This is a genomic window from Escherichia sp. E10V10 (genome assembly GCF_004211985.1).
In the GTDB taxonomy this organism is placed as follows: Bacteria; Pseudomonadota; Gammaproteobacteria; order Enterobacterales; family Enterobacteriaceae; genus Escherichia.
This window is the reverse complement of the sequence record NZ_RHJO01000001.1, coordinates 253,276-270,503: the sequence shown is the minus strand read 5'-3', so window position 1 is coordinate 270,503 and position 17,228 is coordinate 253,276. Positions and strand designations below refer to the sequence as shown.

Genomic DNA, 17,228 nt, shown 5'->3' with positions numbered 1-17,228 from the left:
TACTCACCAGTCAAAACTTTTCACCAGCGTTAGTTCACCTGCATTACGCATCGGTACAATAAATGTTTCCTGTTTCTCATTGACCGATCCTTCATCGGTAATCAGTGTCAGTTGGGCGGTCGTCAATTCCGTTTCACTGCGTCCGCCAAAGTAGTTGATATACACCTGATAGCACCCGTGAACTGGCGCTGGCATGGCGAAAATCTCGGGTCCGTACCCCGTCGTGACATCCATATCCAGTGCACCACTGTTTTTCAGCACCGTGTTACCGTACCAGGCATGTTCACCATCAGGCGTAACGACATGAAGATCGAGGTCAGTATTGTCCGTATCCCACGAGAGAACCAGCCGTAAACGCGCGCGAATTGCTCCAGCGCCCGGCGTTGAGTAAAACTGCATTTTTTGTCGGCTTTGCCCATCGGGGCTGATGACCTGCACGCTGTTACTGCCTTCCGTGAAAATATAAGGGCGTGCAAATGAACCATCGGATTCAATTCTCTGCGGCATACTGGCACCGTTGACCACCAGTCGCCCCTGCTGGACTTTACCCGCCGCAGCATAATTTTTTATTTTGCCGCGGATTTGCGCAGAGATATTTTGATCATCAGCCATGTTGACAGATGACGCGGGGTAATTGATCGACTGTGAAAAACTGGCATCTTCGCCATCTGCCGGATGCCAGCCAGAGAGCGGTGCATCAATCTCGACTTCCTGCACACCTTCACTGTGAGCGACAGGCGAAAGCGCCACCAGTAACAACGGAAGAAAAATCTTTCGCATAGCATTAGTCCATTAATAATTGTCGGGTCAGCGTTTCGATATAGTTCTCATCAAGCCCGGTGGGATAACCATCAAAGGCCAGGTGAAGATACTCATGGGTTAAATCAAGACGATCCTGAAGCGTAAAGAAGTTACGAATAAACAGCCGTTTCTGCTGCCGATCGGTAAAGGGGAATCCCGAGGCTAAACGGCAAACCGCAAACACATCTGGTTCGTTGTAGCCCGTCTCGCCTTGTAACACGCGTCGCCACTGGGGCATTTTTTTCGCCAGCCAGGCTTTCGCTTTTGGCAAAATCTGGCAAGTGGAGCGTGGAGCTCCCCAGCGACTAAGGCTGTTATCGGGATAAGCAAACGCCAGTATCTGGTCGTAACGCTCTCCCTGCCCTGCCTGGGCCGTGGCTTTACGCCAGGACAACGTGCCTTCGGCAGCACGGCTGCCGTGATAATGAACCGGATCGCCCGCATAGATGAGATCCTGCGTCCAGGCGGTCATCGTTCGCGCCCCCGTGGTAGCTGGCGAAGCAGAAACACGCTGCGTGGCGCTGCTGTCCGGGATGGTCAGGCAATCGCCTTCCCGATCGGCATTTTGCTGTAAAAACGTGCGAATCGCCACGGTCATGGCTTTCGCTGCTTCAGGAGGCGTGCTTTTCGCTTCGCGATCCAGAACTCTGGCAACATACTCTTCACGATCGAGATGCGACTGTAATTTCAGTTTGCCCTTCTCCGTAAGTAACGTCGTCTCACCACGGCTAACAAACGTAATGTGGTTACCATTGGCGAACGTCACACGATAACGCCCATTGAGCACACCAGGTTTTACTGCCGTCGTGCTCTTTTCCTCAGTGACTTTTTTCAACGGATAGCGAGCAAACAGATCCACCAGTACACATTGCCCGCTGGCAACTTGCGTCGGCACAGGCAAAACCTGATTAAGTACCGTCGCATAACGGGTTAGTACCGTTTTGCTGGTGCCGCCACCTGCAACCCACAGCGGCGTGCCATCAGTTAACCATCCGGCAAAACCACCCTGGCGGATTTCCTGTTTATCATCGGCAAACCAGCTCCAGGTTTTCACCCGTACCCGGCTACCGAGCATGGATGCGACTCCGATTTTCGCCTCGTCCAGCACCACATCCAGTAAGACTTCCTGAGCTTTGTTTTGCGCGGGTAACGTCGCTAATGAATCAAGCAGCGATGTAACGGTTACCGACGTTTCTGGTTTCAGCGTAGAAAGAGATGCTAACCACGCCGGAGCCTGACGCGGTTGCCAGTATTGCCCCCATACATCTGCACTAATGTGCAACCGCTGCGGTGCAAAATAGAGTCCACAGGAGCGTACCAGCGCGGTATCGCGCGTTATGCTCTCCCCCGCCTGGCAACAATAAACCTCTTCCGGGGAGTTTCCGCGACACTGGTAGGGCTGCTCCGGTTGATGGGTATCCTCCAGCCAGGCGTAAACATACAGTTTCCACAAACTCCCTAACGGCGTGGTGAGCGTGTCAGGTAACGTCGAGACATTTGTCACGCCTGCCGACGATAACTGATACAGTTGGTCATGCTGCGCGCCCCGCAGCGCCAGTTGTAACGGCGTCTCCTGTGCAAACGTCGGCAGGGTAACCAGCGTTAATAGCCAAACGATTCTGCGCCAGTTCACTTATTTCACCTGCATCCCGGTCCATTCTCTCCCTGCCGCAACACTTTGCTGCGCAGGTGCATAGGAACGCACATAGCGAGCAGGCGGCAGAACGAATTGCCCTTTTTGTGAGAAGCGCAGCAGATGGCGGAAAGTGACCGTTCCCGTCAGCTCTTTCACCGGCACCATATAGGCCAGTTCGCCCATTTCATTACGCGCTTTTTCCAGCGATTGCCCCTGCTGTTTCGCGGCGTTGGGTTTATTGACCAAAATGCCCCACGTTGTCCGTTCAACATCGGCTCCCGGCGGCAGTGGGACTTCTACCTGACCGTAGCGCAGAGATGCATTCTGCTCGTTAGTAAGGGTGATTTCATCGAGATACAGCGCATCGCTGTTAATCTCATTGCTGGTCACCGGCTGCAACGTAAAACTCATGTCTTCATCACCGGGGATAAGCCGATACAACTGGCGTTCAACGGTCACCGGAATATTACTTTGTTGAGCCGTTTTTGCCGGTTCACGCCAGCGGACCTGCACGTTTTGCGGCGGTAATTCGTCACCCAAAGAGAGAATTTCCGGCACGCCCTGCCCCACCCAACGCCAGTATTCGCCCCCTCCGGTTAACTTATGTTTGGCCCATGCGCCCGCAGGCGCAGGCAACACAACTGGAGGCATCGTCGCCATATATTTCGCCAGCCAGTTCATGGCCAGCGCGCGCTCAATAGTGGATTGCTCAGCGGTCAAACCACTTAAAATAGCGGCTGCCTGGGTGGTGTCGCCACCGCTATTGAGCAGCACAACCGTGTGCGCCAGCGGCTGATTGCTGTTTGCCGCTTTATCCCACGCATATTGCTGAACCTGTGGCATCACAGTGGACTTCAACTGCGCTTTTTTCAGCAACGTCATGGTTAAGACGTTTGCCACCGCATCTGCCAGCGGAGATTCCGGTGTATCGAGGATCAAACTGTCATTGATATCGCTGGTGTCTTCCTCAGAGAAATCTTCTGTTTTAGTTCCGCGCCGGGCGATAACTTCATCCAACCCTTTCAACAACGTTTTGCACGGCAGATTCATCTCCTGCGCCCACGCCAGCACCAGCGCCCGATGCAATAACGGCATGTTATCCGCCTGCTCCGCGTAGCTGTCGAGCATATGTTGCCAGTATTCCGGTTGTTGCGTTACGCCGAGCGCCTGGCTGGCCTGCCAGTCGGCGTACCATGCCCATGCCGTGAGGAATGCATCGCCATTGCCATCTTCACCCCACCAGGTAAAGCGCGCTCCTGGCCCCGCCAGTTGCATCAGCCGCAGACGGTTATCCTGAATCATCTGACGAATGTCTTTAGCGGCGGCACTTTGATGATCGGCAAGCGAACGCCAGGCAAGACTGAGCGGGATCAGACGGCTACCGGTGTTGATCACGCCCCCCCAGGGTTCCTCTATTAACGCATCAAGATTGTTGCGGAAAATCTCCTGCGGCGTTTCGCTACTTTGCAGCCGGATATTGCTCGCCTGCTCGGGCAACATCAGCGCGTTATCGCCACCGCCGAGCATGACGTTTTTCTGCTGTTCAACGGGCCAGCTGTTATCAACAAAAGACAGTTTTGTGCTAATGCTGTCCTGCACTTGCCCATTTTGTTGCAGTTCTGCGCTTAACAAGCCAGATTGCTGAATGTTCTGCGCCAGCGAAATATAGTTCGCCCCCTTATGCAGTGTCAGCGTCTGGCGCATCTCGTCGCCCGCAAATTTACTCACCAGCTCTACCGGTTCGTTATCCTGCTGACTGAAGATAAACAGCCCTGCCGCTGGTTTGTCGCCAAGGCGATAGACCGTTGGCATACTCCACTTCATGTAGAGATTTTTTTCCGAACGCAGATAAGCACGCCCCTGCCCGACCAGTCCGTCGCCGTTCATCCCTCGAGCGGTAATGCGCCAGCGCGTTAACGAATCCGGCATCAGGAATGTAAAGTACGCTTTGCCTTGTTTATCCGTGGTTAGCGACGGTATCCATGCCGCGGTATCCACCTCTTCACGCCGTGGACGTTCAAGCATTTTTACTCGCCGCTCGCTGCGGTTAGTCGCGCCAGGCGCAACCGGCTCGCTGGAGAGCGCCTGGTCGTAGCTGATAAATGACAGACTGGAACTGGTGCGTACATTGTTACGCCCCAGCGGATAGAAAAATTTGCCGATATTCGGCGCGATTTCCGGTTGCAGCGCGTAGATCATTTCATCGACCACACCAACCGTTAGCTGCGCAGAAACAGGTTTACCTTTCAGCGACGAGGTTAATTCGACATTGACCAGTTCACCTGGCTGGTAATGGGTTTTGTCCGTTTTCACCCGGATATCCAGCTGAGGAACGGCAACTTTGATCCCGGCGTTCTGAAAACTGTACTGACCATTACGGGTATACAGCACCGAAAAAGTGATGTTAGGCGCAAAGGTATTGCTCACCGGAACGCGGGCTTCATACTGGGTATCGTTTAAGCGTTGTAGCGTCAGCCAGTTTGCCGGATGCGATAGCAGCGACTGCTGTTCCACGCGATCGCGTTCCAGCGTCAATAACGCTTCATCAATTGGCTCCGGGAAGGTAATCAGCATCTTCGCGGTTTCGCCTGGCTGGTACAGCGTTTTATCCGCCACGATATCTACCGTACCAGTATGCGCCGTGCTGCCCTTACCGCTGACGGCATGGCTTAACCCGGCGAGAATTAAGCCGTCTTTATCGCGCAATGTCAGATTGTAGTTGCCAGGTTTTTCGAAATTAACGGTGAAGGATTTACCGCCTGACGGTAGCTCTCCGCTATGGCTCGTGCGGTCTTCGAGACGCAACCATTCATACGTAACAGGAACCTGTTTTGAAGATTCCAGCGCGGTATAACGGAACACAACCGACTCGCCGCTATTACTGTATTGTGCGGCGGTGCTTAGAGAGTAATGCGCCAGGCCGCGTTCAATGAGGATCTCTTTGGTTGTGGTAACACGATATGCCGCGCCGTCGCTGGCAGAGACAGTCAGTAAATAGCGGCTCGGTTTATCTGCTGCGGGAAGATTTAACGCCACATGACCGCTGGCGTCTGAAACTGTTTCACTGCCTTCAAGCGACACAGGGAAGCGCCCGGCATAACGCAAATCGTTACCGACCATCGAAAGTTGTTGAGCGCGCAAACTTAACTGCACGCGGGCATTTTTTACCGGCTCGCCATCCGGGTAGAGCAGTTGCAGTTTGCCGCTGACCGCTTCGCCAGTTTTGAACTCTTTTCTGTCGAGAGCTAAACCAATTTCGAAATGTGGTTTGATGTAGTTTGCCACGCGAAAACTGCTGCTATAGACCTGCTTGCGGTAAGCCAGGCGTAACTCATAACCTCCGGCAACGGCATTTTCTGGCAAGCGGAAACTCCCCTGCCCGCCATTGCGCGCATCAAGCGTGACATCGACGGTTTGCAACAGGCTACCGTTGGCGTCCAGCACTGAAAGCTTCGCCGGTGCGCTGACGATAGGGGATGAATGCAGCGGGTCGTGGAACTCGCGGCCCATCACTTTGACATCAACACGGTCGCCTGCGCGGTATAGAGGGCGATCGGTAAAGATATACAAGCGGGTATTGTAGATTTCGCTTTCGTAGAAGAAGTTCTCGGAGACAAAAACGCCGCCTTCAGCATCTTTACCCAGAATGTATGAACGTTCAGGCGATATATGTTGTAACTGCAAGGTGCCGCTGTCATTGGTGACGCCTCGGGTCATCACGCCAAGACCGTCAGTCCACAGGATTTCTGATCCAGGCTTCGCTTCCCCCTGCTTTTTGCCAGCGGTCCACACCAGAAGCTCGTTACCCGACACTTTACTCAACGCCACGGTATTGGAGACAAACACCACCGTTGTTGCCCGATAACCACCCACCATCGCTTCGACGAGATACAGCCCCGGCTCTTGTTTGCCGAGAGGAATATAAATGTTGCCAGGCTGCGGCGAGATGAAGTTACTGGATGCGCCTTCCAGTTTTACCCCTTGCTGCGGCTCAACCGGTTTTGCCTGCCATAGTGGATAACGGAACTGTTCCACCAGTGGATATTTCTTCAGCGGTGAAAACTGGCTGTTTTGTACATAACGGGAAGGTTTGATGATGGCATTGCCGAGCTGCAATTCCGGTAATGCCTGGGTCACATTCTGCCGTGACTGATAAGAGAAAGAACGCTGCATGACACGGCGAGATTTGCCGTACCAGTTATCCCACAGCCAGGTTAGCGTATTGTTCAGACCGTCACCCAGATACTGCGGTTGTACTACAATGCGGTGCAGGTTTTTCTGCTGACGCAGAAATGCCATCGGATCAGGAATACGATACAGGCGAACATCCACGCCGCCGTACTCTTCCATCTGATAACGTTGATAATCGCGCCCCGGCGCTTCCAGCCGCACTTTCGCCTCTTCGCTGCTGCTAAAACTGCTGTCAGCGAGCAAAAAGAACGTTCCCCCGGCTGGCGGCGCATAGTTGCTGGAAGGAAGCGAATCGTCAGCATTAACAAGCCCCGCCCCCACAAGAGACAGGCACAGGCAGGCCGCTATTGCGCCAGAAAATTTAAACGATAAATGCCAATGAAATTGGGATTGGAATCGTTGGGTATCCATCGGGTGTCCTTCCATGTCATAAGTTGTTGCAGACTGACTGCGCGCATTCCGTTGTCAGTTTTCGTGGCGCTTCCGGTGTGGTAGATGACGTAACGCCCCATCCAGACCATTAAGTGCTGGGCATCGCCCTGATCGAAAAAAATCATATCGCCAGGCAGTGCCTGGTTTATGTCCTGGCCAATAAACTGGCTGTTGTACTGAATCAAATTAATCGCGGTCACATAGGGTCCGGTTTTCCCGTTCCCCTGGTTCCAGTTTTGTGCCAGTTGTCGTTGCTCAGGTGTTAGCGTCATTTCTGGCGGTAGATACTGGTTTGACAGACCGTTACTTTTTAGCCATTTGCTATCGTGAACTTTCAGCGACTCGTTCGCTGCAAAGCGCACCAGGCCTGCGCAATCCTGCTGATACCAACGTGGACTTGGCCCCTGGCGTAGCTGTTCCTGCGCAATGCGCACAAACCAGGCACGAAATAGTCCCGATTGTTCGACATTCAGCATTTCGCTATGAGCAACAAAACAACACAGCCAGCAAATCAGTGCCAGCAGTCCACGCCTCATAATGGCTGCCAGTTGATTGGTAACCATTGCCAGGCGGCGCCCGGTTTCATCTGGTCCAGCTTCATGACATAACGAGGCTGTTGCGATAAAGCGTCCAGTTTCGGCATTAATAAAGTTTGTGCGGCGTTATAAAAAACCGGTTCGAGATTCTTCGGCAGACTAGTCAGCGTTTCGTTACGCAGCAGTTTCGCCATTCCTTGTGGATTGATATAGAGCGGAACGACACCATCAGTGGGTATCACATCCACCATTGCCGGGCGGGTTTTATTCAGTGTTTGCAGCGCGTTATTAACCAGCGTGTCATCGAGGGAGAAAAGCAGCGTTTTGTTTTGCATCGCCAGCGACACGCGGAAAAAATAATCCGACATTAATTGATCTGGTTGCGCCGCCTGCGCTTTCGGATACTGACCGTATCGGGAACTCACTTCGCGACGCCAGATTTGCGCTTCGCCCTGCTGAGTTTGAGTTACCGGTAATACGCCTTCTGGCGCTTTGCTTTCACGAGCACCAATATTTTGGGTAAACAGTTTCCCTGGCAATGGCGCCTGTTCGTCAGTGCCATCAAACTGACCAACAAACAGCGGGGTTTGCAGTTTTGAATCCTCATACCAGCACAGCCCGGCGGCACCATCTAATGCCCCATTCAACTTGTCGTTTTCCTGAGCGATTTGTGAGAGCATCTCTTCAGCAATACCGTGCGAGTAAGGCACTGCCACGCAGAAGCTTGCCCCGGCAGGCATACTGCTCCATACCGGCGTAAAATCGAAACTGGCATCCACGCTAGCGGATTCATCATTTAACGCCAGAAAGCTATGCCAGCCGTCGTTGCTCATTTCGAAGCGTACGCCAGCAAAAGAAGGCATTAATCGCTGGTAGCCAAAACCCAGCAAATTTGCACTGACCACGATGCGCTGGCGTACTGGCGTTTTTTCGGCAGCACGCTCTTCCAGACCGAAGCTGGCTTGCCAACGTTTTTTACCGCTCAACAAATCACTTGCGATCGCCGTGGCTTCGGTATCCTGCTGGTCATCTTTAAACAACATATCCGTGCTGGAAAACACCAGCATGTTGTCCTGATATGTCGCGAACATCAGGGCGTTATTGCCGTTATAGCGCAACTGATAAACAGGGATGGTTTCACTATTTAGCTTAATACTACTGATATCCGTCTTGCTTAATTGGCTGTCGCTGGTAGCAGCAAACAGCAATGGCTCCAGCAACTTGCTCAAGCCACTACGCTGGATAAGCACCATATAATGTGAAAGATGGCCTTGTTTATCGTGCCACAGTGCCGCCTGCGCGGGCTGGTCTAAGAGCGACGAAAAGAGCTTATCTTTCAGCGTGAGATCGTGTTCATAGACAATGCGGCGAATACTGCCTTCAATGCCCAGACGATCGGCATGATTCTGATAATAGAAAACGAAATCTTCACTCAGGACATCGTGGAGAAAAGGAATAGTAAGGAGATCTTTGGGAAGCTGGCTTAGAGAGTCGCTATCGAGAAAGAGGTCAGGCTCATTGAGATCGATTTGCAAATTATTGTGCACTACCAGCGGCGACAACGTTTTTTCTGGACCGCTGCCAGTGTATTGCAATGCCCAGACGCCCGCGGAAAGGAGCGCAACAACACTGACACCTACAAGACCATAAAACTGCCAGCCTTTCGCCTTTTTTTCACCGCTCATTGCCACATTCCTTGTGTATAACCGTCATTTTTGACGAACGGACTCGCCCTTTAGCGCGCCCTAATACGACAAAAGCCCAGACTTTGCAGCCTGGACTTTTCATTTCGAAGAAGGGATGTTTACTCCCTTCTGTCATGAAGCGATGAAATTATTCTTCTTCCGGTTCGTCGTCAACGTCCACTTCCGGAGCGATTTCATCGTCCCCTTCCGCGGCACTGCCGTCGATGGTATCCAGATCTTCTTCGTCAACCGGTTCAGCAACACGCTGCAGACCCACTACGTTTTCATCTTCCGCTGTACGGATGAGGATCACGCCCTGGGTGTTACGGCCCACGATGCTGATTTCCGAAACGCGAGTACGTACCAGCGTACCAGCATCGGTGATCATCATGATCTGGTCGCAGTCATCTACCTGCACCGCGCCAACCACTAAACCGTTACGTTCGGTAACCTTGATGGAGATAACCCCTTTCGTCGCACGCGACTTAGTTGGGTATTCCGCCACCGCGGTACGTTTACCGTAACCGTTCTGCGTTGCGGTGAGGATTGCGCCATCGCCACGCGGCACGATTAGAGAGACGACTTTATCGCCTTCGCCTAAACGAATACCGCGAACACCGGTAGTGTTGCAGCCCATCGCACGGACAGAAGACTCTTTAAAGCGCACCACTTTACCTTCGGCGGAGAACAGCATTACTTCATCTTCGCCACTGGTCAGGTCAACGCCGATCAGCTCATCGCCTTCAACCAGTTTGATCGCCACTTTACCGGCGGTACGCAGACGGTTGAACTCGGTGAGGACGGTTTTCTTCACAGTACCGTTAGCGGTCGCCATGAAGACTTTCACGCCTTCTTCAAACTCGGTCACCGGCAGGATCGCGGTGATACGTTCGTCCTGCTCCAGCGGCAGCAGGTTGACGATCGGACGACCGCGCGCGCCACGAGAGGCTTCCGGCAACTGGTAAACTTTCATCGAATAGACGCGACCGCGGCTGGAGAAGCACAGGATATGGTCGTGGGTGTTCGCCACCAGCAGTCGGTCGATAAAGTCTTCTTCTTTAATACGTGCGGCAGATTTACCTTTCCCGCCACGACGCTGCGCTTCGTATTCAGAAAGCGGCTGATACTTCACGTAGCCCTGGTGAGAGAGCGTGACGACGACATCTTCCTGGGTGATCAGATCTTCCAGGTTGATGTCTGCGCTGTTGGCGGTGATTTCAGTACGACGTTTGTCACCGAACTGTTCACGAACCAGCTCCAGCTCTTCGCGGATCACTTCCATCAGACGATCGGCGCTGCCAAGAATACGCAGCAGTTCCGCGATCTGATCCAGCAGCTCTTTGTATTCGTCGAGCAGTTTTTCGTGCTCAAGGCCAGTCAGTTTCTGCAAACGCAGATCCAGAATCGCCTGGGCTTGCTGTTCGGTCAGATAGTACAGACCATCGCGCACGCCGAACTCTGGCTCCAGCCATTCCGGACGCGCAGCATCGTCGCCAGCACGTTCCAGCATCGCGGCAACGTTGCCCAGCTGCCACGGATTAGCAACCAGCGCGGTTTTCGCTTCTGCAGGGGTAGGCGCATGACGGATCAGTTCGATGATCGGGTCGATGTTTGCCAGCGCCACGGCCAATGCTTCAAGGATATGCGCACGGTCGCGAGCTTTACGCAGTTCGAAAATGGTACGACGGGTCACCACTTCGCGGCGGTGACGAACAAACGCCGCGATGATGTCTTTCAGGTTCATGATCTTCGGCTGACCATGGTGCAATGCCACCATGTTGATACCGAAAGAAACCTGCAACTGGGTCTGGGAGTAGAGGTTGTTGAGCACCACTTCACCGACCGCATCGCGTTTCACTTCAATCACGATGCGCATGCCGTCTTTGTCAGACTCGTCACGCAGCGCGCTGATGCCTTCCACGCGTTTTTCTTTTACCAGTTCCGCAATCTTCTCGATCAGGCGCGCTTTGTTCACCTGATACGGAATTTCGTGGACGATAATGGTTTCACGCCCGGTTTTGGCGTCAACTTCCACTTCTGCGCGAGCGCGGATATACACCTTGCCGCGACCGGTACGGTAAGCTTCTTCAATACCGCGGCGACCGTTAATGATTGCCGCCGTCGGGAAGTCCGGACCCGGGATGTGTTCCATCAGCCCTTCAATGCTGATGTCTTCATCATCGATATACGCCAGACAACCATTGATGACTTCCGTCAGGTTGTGCGGCGGGATGTTGGTTGCCATACCTACGGCGATACCGGAAGAACCGTTCACCAGCAGGTTAGGAATTTTGGTCGGCATGACGTCAGGAATTTTTTCCGTGCCGTCATAGTTATCAACGAAATCGACCGTCTCTTTTTCGAGATCGGCCATCAGTTCATGGGCAATTTTCGCCAGACGGATTTCCGTATAACGCATTGCCGCCGCAGAGTCGCCGTCGATAGAACCGAAGTTACCCTGACCGTCTACCAGCATATAACGCAGCGAGAATGGCTGCGCCATGCGGACGATCGTGTCATAGACCGCCGAGTCACCATGGGGATGGTATTTACCGATTACGTCACCAACGACACGGGCAGATTTTTTATAGGCTTTGTTCCAGTCATTGCCTAGTACGTTCATGGCGTAAAGTACGCGACGGTGTACCGGCTTCAGGCCATCTCGGACATCTGGCAGCGCACGGCCAACAATGACCGACATCGCATAATCCAGATAGGAGCTCTTCAGCTCTTCCTCAATGTTGACCGGTGTAATTTCTCTCGCAAGGTCGCTCATCTAACCGCTATCCCTCTACTGTATCCCGGATTCAAAGGTCGCAAATTATAACACAGCCGCGCAGATTGAGGTAAACCAATACGCTTTATTCACATCCAATGCCTGATATACTCGATTGCCTTGCCAATTACGGAGTAGAAGTGCCAATGAATGCCGAAAAATCGCCGGTAAACCATAACGTAGACCACGAAGAGATCGCTAAATTTGAAGCCGTCGCCTCCCGCTGGTGGGATCTGGAAGGCGAGTTCAAACCACTGCACCGCATTAACCCGCTGCGTCTGGGCTATATTGCCGAGCGTGCTGGCGGTTTATTTGGCAAAAAGGTGCTCGATGTCGGTTGTGGCGGAGGTATTCTGGCCGAGAGTATGGCGCGAGAAGGTGCGACGGTGACTGGTCTGGATATGGGCTTTGAGCCATTGCAGGTGGCAAAGCTGCACGCGCTGGAAAGCGGTATTCAGGTAGAGTACGTACAGGAAACCGTTGAAGAACACGCGGCAAAACATGCCGGGCAGTATGATGTGGTGACCTGCATGGAGATGCTGGAACACGTTCCCGATCCGCAGTCAGTGGTCAGAGCCTGTGCACAACTGGTAAAACCGGGTGGCGATGTCTTTTTCTCCACGCTTAATCGTAATGGCAAGTCGTGGCTAATGGCGGTGGTCGGCGCTGAATATATTTTGCGCATGGTGCCTAAAGGCACGCACGACGTGAAGAAGTTTATTAAACCGGCAGAATTGCTGGGCTGGGTGGATCAAACCAGTCTAAAAGAGCGCCATATGATCGGGCTGCATTATAACCCGATCACTAATACTTTTAAGCTCGGCCCCGGCGTGGATGTGAACTATATGCTGCACACGCAGAATAAGTAAGGTTGTTGTTTGGATTCATCCGGCAACCGCGCCAATGCCTGATGCGACGCTTGCCGCGTCTTATCAGGCCTACAAATACCCCCCATCGGCCGGATAAGGCGTTGACGCCGCATCCGGCAACCGCGCCAATGCCTGATGCGACGCTTGCCGCGTCTTATCAGGCCTACAAATGCTCCCCGTCGGCCGGATAAGGCGTTTACGCCGCATCCGGCAACCGCGCCAATGCCTGATGCGACGCTTGTCGCGTCTTCTCAGGCCTACAAATGCTCCCGTCGGCCGGATAAGGCGTTTACGCCGCATCCGGCAACCGCGCCAATGCCTGATGCGACGCTTGTCGCGTCTTATCAGGCCTACAAATGCTCCCCGTCGGCCGGATAAGGCGTTGACGCCGCATCCGGCAACGATGTCGGGCGGACAGCGATTACCATTTCACCGTCATCGACAAAAACCCTGCCGTCTGGGCAAAATCATCGCTTCCTTTCTGCCACGCCACGCTGCCACGCAGGGAAACTCGCTGACTGATATTGCCCGTTACTCCCACTTTTATTTCACCCCGTTGCTTCACCGCATCGTCACTGATTTGGCTACCATCTTCTTCAATTTCCGTCGAATGGGGATCGTGATAATAATTCAGATCTAATGTTGGCGTGATATGAAGCGCAGTATGCCATTCGCTGTGTAATCCCAGCCGCGTCTGAATATCATCACCCTGCGATTGTGACACCCGCGCATGGTTAGCGGCGGTAAAATCATCCTGCTGCACGCCCTGATAAATCACCTGCGCCTGCGGTTCAATCACCACACCACGCCCCGGTAACCACTGATACCCCGCTTCCAGCGAAGCAACGATCCCTGATGAGTGGTAATGGTCCGCGCCGTCGTTTTGTTCGCTAACATCATTCGTAAACCACGCGTATTGCAGCCAGCTATCCAGCCAGGCCCCCTGCTTCTGATTACCGTGCTGAAACCAGCTTGAGGTCAGCCCAACAGCATAACCGTGGTTCTGGTTATCGGCGCGAGTTCCGGTCATATTCGAGCGGCTGTCCCCCTGGTTATCGCTGTAGCCACCGACAATCCCAAGCATCCACTCGCCATCATCGCCCCTGCGCCCCCTAATCAGGTCACCGCTAAGCTGCACCGTAGAAGTGTCTTCATGCTGAGCCAGTTGCCCTGCCGCCGTGTAATGATAACGTCCGCCGGTAACACGTAAATTCAGCGTTTGACCATCGCCACCAGCGTGATCGTGTCGCTCCATCACAAATGCCTGATTTGCCGCCCGCAAGTTATTAAAATATCCACCAACTTTGGCATTCAACACCGGCTGGTAAGCAGGCGTAGGTTCCGGGTCGGGTGTTGGGTCGGGCTCAGGCGAGGGATCGGGAGTCGGATCCGGATCGGGTGGTGGCGTCGGAGTGACTTTTTGCGAACGCAGATACCAGTCATTATCATCTTCCACCAACGTATAGTCGTAAGCACCCATATTGACGTAGCCGCTGCCCGCCAGATTAAACTGCGCATTGTTCTGGAATTGCGTAGGATCAGCAGCGAAATCAACCACTTCGATCCCCGTAGATGTCGGCTGGCCAATGCCAGTAATCGGGTTAATCACTACCGTGGTATTGCCGGATGTATTGCCATTAAGCACCAGCAGATCGCTTATGGAGTCATCGCCATCTAATTCACTGTCGAGAAGTAGCGTTCCACCACCGCTGTAATTGCCATTCACCGTCAGTGTGTCACCAGCAATGCCATTTTGCAGACTGACCGCACCGGAAGTATTCGTTAGATCACCATTGACCGTCACGTCTGAAAGATAAGTCAGGCTGTCGGTTTCCAGGTTGGTATTAAGCTCACCTGTCAACATCACGCCATCGGTGGCATTCACCAACGTCCCATCGCCATTAAACAGCGAGGCATCCAGTGCGGCGGAAGTATCCTGCCCGGTCAGGCGCAAAACCGTACCATCGCTGATGTTGATAGTGCCGCTGGAAGTAGCATCAATAGACTGAATATCCTGATCCGCGCCAGTCTCGAACGTAGCCCCGTCACCGACCCACAGTGACGAAGCATAAGGAAAGATATCCGCAACATCGCCTTTCAGGGTGCCGTCTTCTACTCTCACCGCCGACTGCGTCGTACCGCTGGTAGTCAGCTCCAGCGTGCCAGCCCCCGTTTTAGTCAATGTGCTACCCACATCCTGATGCTGCCCGCTGCTGTCAGCCATCAGTGCGCCCCACTGCGTGTCTACACCCGCATCCACCATCACTTCACCATCGGCGCGCATTTCGATATCACGTCCGTGGCCTGCCGCATCTGAACGCGTGTCAACGTCGGAGGTAATCTCCATCGTGCTATCTTGTTGATTATCAGTAAAGATAACCTGACGGTTATAGTGGGTATCACCAAGCTGAGAGTTGTCGCTCACCACCAGCGTACCGGAAGCGATTTGTGTTGTGCCGAGGTATTGATTGTCATTTGCCAGGCTGACCTGCCCGTCACCTGCATCCACCACCACATAAACACCATTATTCCCGTCATCGCCAATATGCAGATCATCGCCACCGTAAAGATCGACAACATCCTGCTGACCAATCACCGTACCGCCGCTGCCACTGATTTCCAGACCATCGTTCTCTGACGTACCGCTTTGCCAGGTAGTGAAATCGGAGAGATCCAATACGCCGCCGTTTAACACGATGGACTGCGGATCGTCCTGCATATCCGCAAGGTCCGTGGCGTTACCCGAAAGCGAGAGGATTGCGCCATCTTCCACCACAATATCGCCGGTCAGTGCCATCGACTGCGCACCCGCCAGCACATAGTTGCCGTTTTCAGCAATCGTGAGTTGCCCGGCACCTTCAATGGTTCCGCTAAAACCGCCTGCATTAACGGTAACATTACCGCCAGCATCAATATTTAAGGTGCCATTCTGAAACCCCGTCAGGGAGTGAACAAAAGTCTGCTGTGTAGCGCCAACGTTCAATTCCGCCTGGTCATCCCGATGGCTGATACTGCCGACCATCAGGCCATAGCAATTTTGCGAATTACTCTGGCAACGGTCATCGCCGACATTCATCAGCGAATTGCTACGCCCCAGCGTCACTTCACCGTTTTCGATCCGCATCTCGCCGGTAAAATTATTATTATCCGCATTGAGCACCAGTTCGCCCGCGCCGGTTTTACTGATACTCCCGGTTCCGGCAATGGAATCGATCGCACCATCGTTACTTACGTTACCGATAACCAGAGTTTTATTGGCAGCGATATCAAACCTTACCTGGCTTGAATCGACGAACATAAAGCCGCCCGCCGCTGGAGAAGGAGCATTGCTATAACCTGCTGCGCTGTTGTTCTCATCCACTAACACGCCGCCGTTCTGGCTGTAGCTGTCATCAACAGAAATATCAATAAGATAGGGAGCCGTCGCGCTATTGGTATAAATCGCCCCGCCATAACCTTCGGCAGTATTATTTGTAAAGGCAGTGTTATTTATTATCGTATAACCTGAAGGGTGTGTAATATCGCTATTATTATCGGTGACATCGATTGCACCACCATCACCATCACTGTAACTTGTTGATGTGTATGCCTGGTTATTATCAAAAATATCATCACTTAAATAGACGTCATTATTGATAGTATAAATTGCACCACCTTTGCCGTCATTGGCAATGTTTTTGCTGAACACGGTATTAGCAACACTTATATCTACTGCACCAGGGTCATTGGTCCCAGAAGAGTAGATAGCGCCACCATATCCTCCGGCCACGTTACCCACAAAAATAACATTATCAAGATTCAGCGTTGAGTTTTCTTTGGCAAATATTGCCCCACCATTATTATATTCGCCATTTACGGTATTATTCGCAAACAAGGTCATACCGCTTTCATTTTCTGGCGATAGTAAAAGTCCTGCCCCCTGTTGTAAAAATACTGCCCCTCCGCTGGCGTTATTTGTCATATCCGAAAAAACCAGCCATTGTCCATCAGCGACGATCCAGTCTTGTGTAATGCCTGAAAGGCTTTGTCTGCTGGCCTGGCAACTGCTGGTTACGTAGCTTCCCTGACATGATTCAAAAGCCTGCGACGAGGCATTTGCGGCTGTTAATGACCCCGCCATTATGGCAGGGATCCCCCATATCATCCCTTTAGCAGAAAAAAGAATCCATTTTTTACTTTGCATGACCTGGTTACCACTTAAATAACATCGGTCTATTAAAAAACAGGTTCTGCCTTTAAATAAAAATTAATTGTAAATCGAAAATAAATTAACCTTATGATATGGCAGTTAATGATAATAAA

The 17,228-nt window shown here is 52.7% G+C and carries 8 protein-coding genes; 1 reads left to right on the top strand and 7 read right to left on the bottom strand.

The genetic code is table 11. The features are described from left to right. Positions 1-3 precede the first annotated feature (3 nt). The 6 genes from D9736_RS01190 to gyrA form a co-directional block, all read right to left on the bottom strand. Positions 4-780, bottom strand: a complete 777-nt coding sequence (locus tag D9736_RS01190; protein WP_130257494.1) for a YfaP family protein — start codon at positions 778-780, stop codon at positions 4-6. A gap of 4 nt (positions 781-784) precedes the next feature. Then, positions 785-2,434 carry a YfaQ family protein gene (locus tag D9736_RS01185; protein ID WP_130257493.1) on the bottom strand — a complete coding sequence of 550 codons (1,650 nt, stop codon included), beginning with the start codon at positions 2,432-2,434 and terminating at the stop codon, positions 785-787. Continuing rightward, complete coding sequence (locus D9736_RS01180; RefSeq protein ID WP_205712920.1) at positions 2,435-6,949, bottom strand: alpha-2-macroglobulin; 4,515 nt, start codon at positions 6,947-6,949, stop codon at positions 2,435-2,437. It abuts the gene before it with no gap. Between the two features lie 23 nt (positions 6,950-6,972). Further along, positions 6,973-7,596: a DUF1175 domain-containing protein gene (locus D9736_RS01175; protein ID WP_130207155.1), complete on the bottom strand. Its 624-nt coding sequence runs from the start codon at positions 7,594-7,596 to the stop codon at positions 6,973-6,975. Beyond that, on the bottom strand, positions 7,593-9,281 hold the full coding sequence (locus D9736_RS01170; protein WP_130257492.1) for a DUF2138 domain-containing protein: 1,689 nt from the start codon (positions 9,279-9,281) through the stop codon (positions 7,593-7,595). The genes D9736_RS01175 and D9736_RS01170 overlap by 4 nt, the downstream gene beginning before the upstream one ends. A gap of 148 nt (positions 9,282-9,429) precedes the next feature. Continuing rightward, positions 9,430-12,057, bottom strand: coding sequence for a DNA topoisomerase (ATP-hydrolyzing) subunit A (gene gyrA / locus D9736_RS01165; protein WP_001281237.1), 2,628 nt, complete (start codon positions 12,055-12,057; stop codon positions 9,430-9,432). A gap of 146 nt (positions 12,058-12,203) precedes the next feature. Here gyrA and ubiG point away from each other — a divergent pair, with 146 nt between their 5' ends. Further along, complete coding sequence (gene ubiG / locus D9736_RS01160; RefSeq protein ID WP_130207157.1) at positions 12,204-12,926, top strand: bifunctional 2-polyprenyl-6-hydroxyphenol methylase/3-demethylubiquinol 3-O-methyltransferase UbiG; 723 nt, start codon at positions 12,204-12,206, stop codon at positions 12,924-12,926. Between the two features lie 421 nt (positions 12,927-13,347). Here ubiG and yfaL read toward each other — a convergent pair whose 3' ends face one another. Further along, positions 13,348-17,109 carry an AIDA-I family autotransporter adhesin YfaL/EhaC gene (gene yfaL, locus D9736_RS01155; RefSeq protein ID WP_130257491.1) on the bottom strand — a complete coding sequence of 1,254 codons (3,762 nt, stop codon included), beginning with the start codon at positions 17,107-17,109 and terminating at the stop codon, positions 13,348-13,350. Between the last annotated feature and the right edge of the window lie 119 nt (positions 17,110-17,228).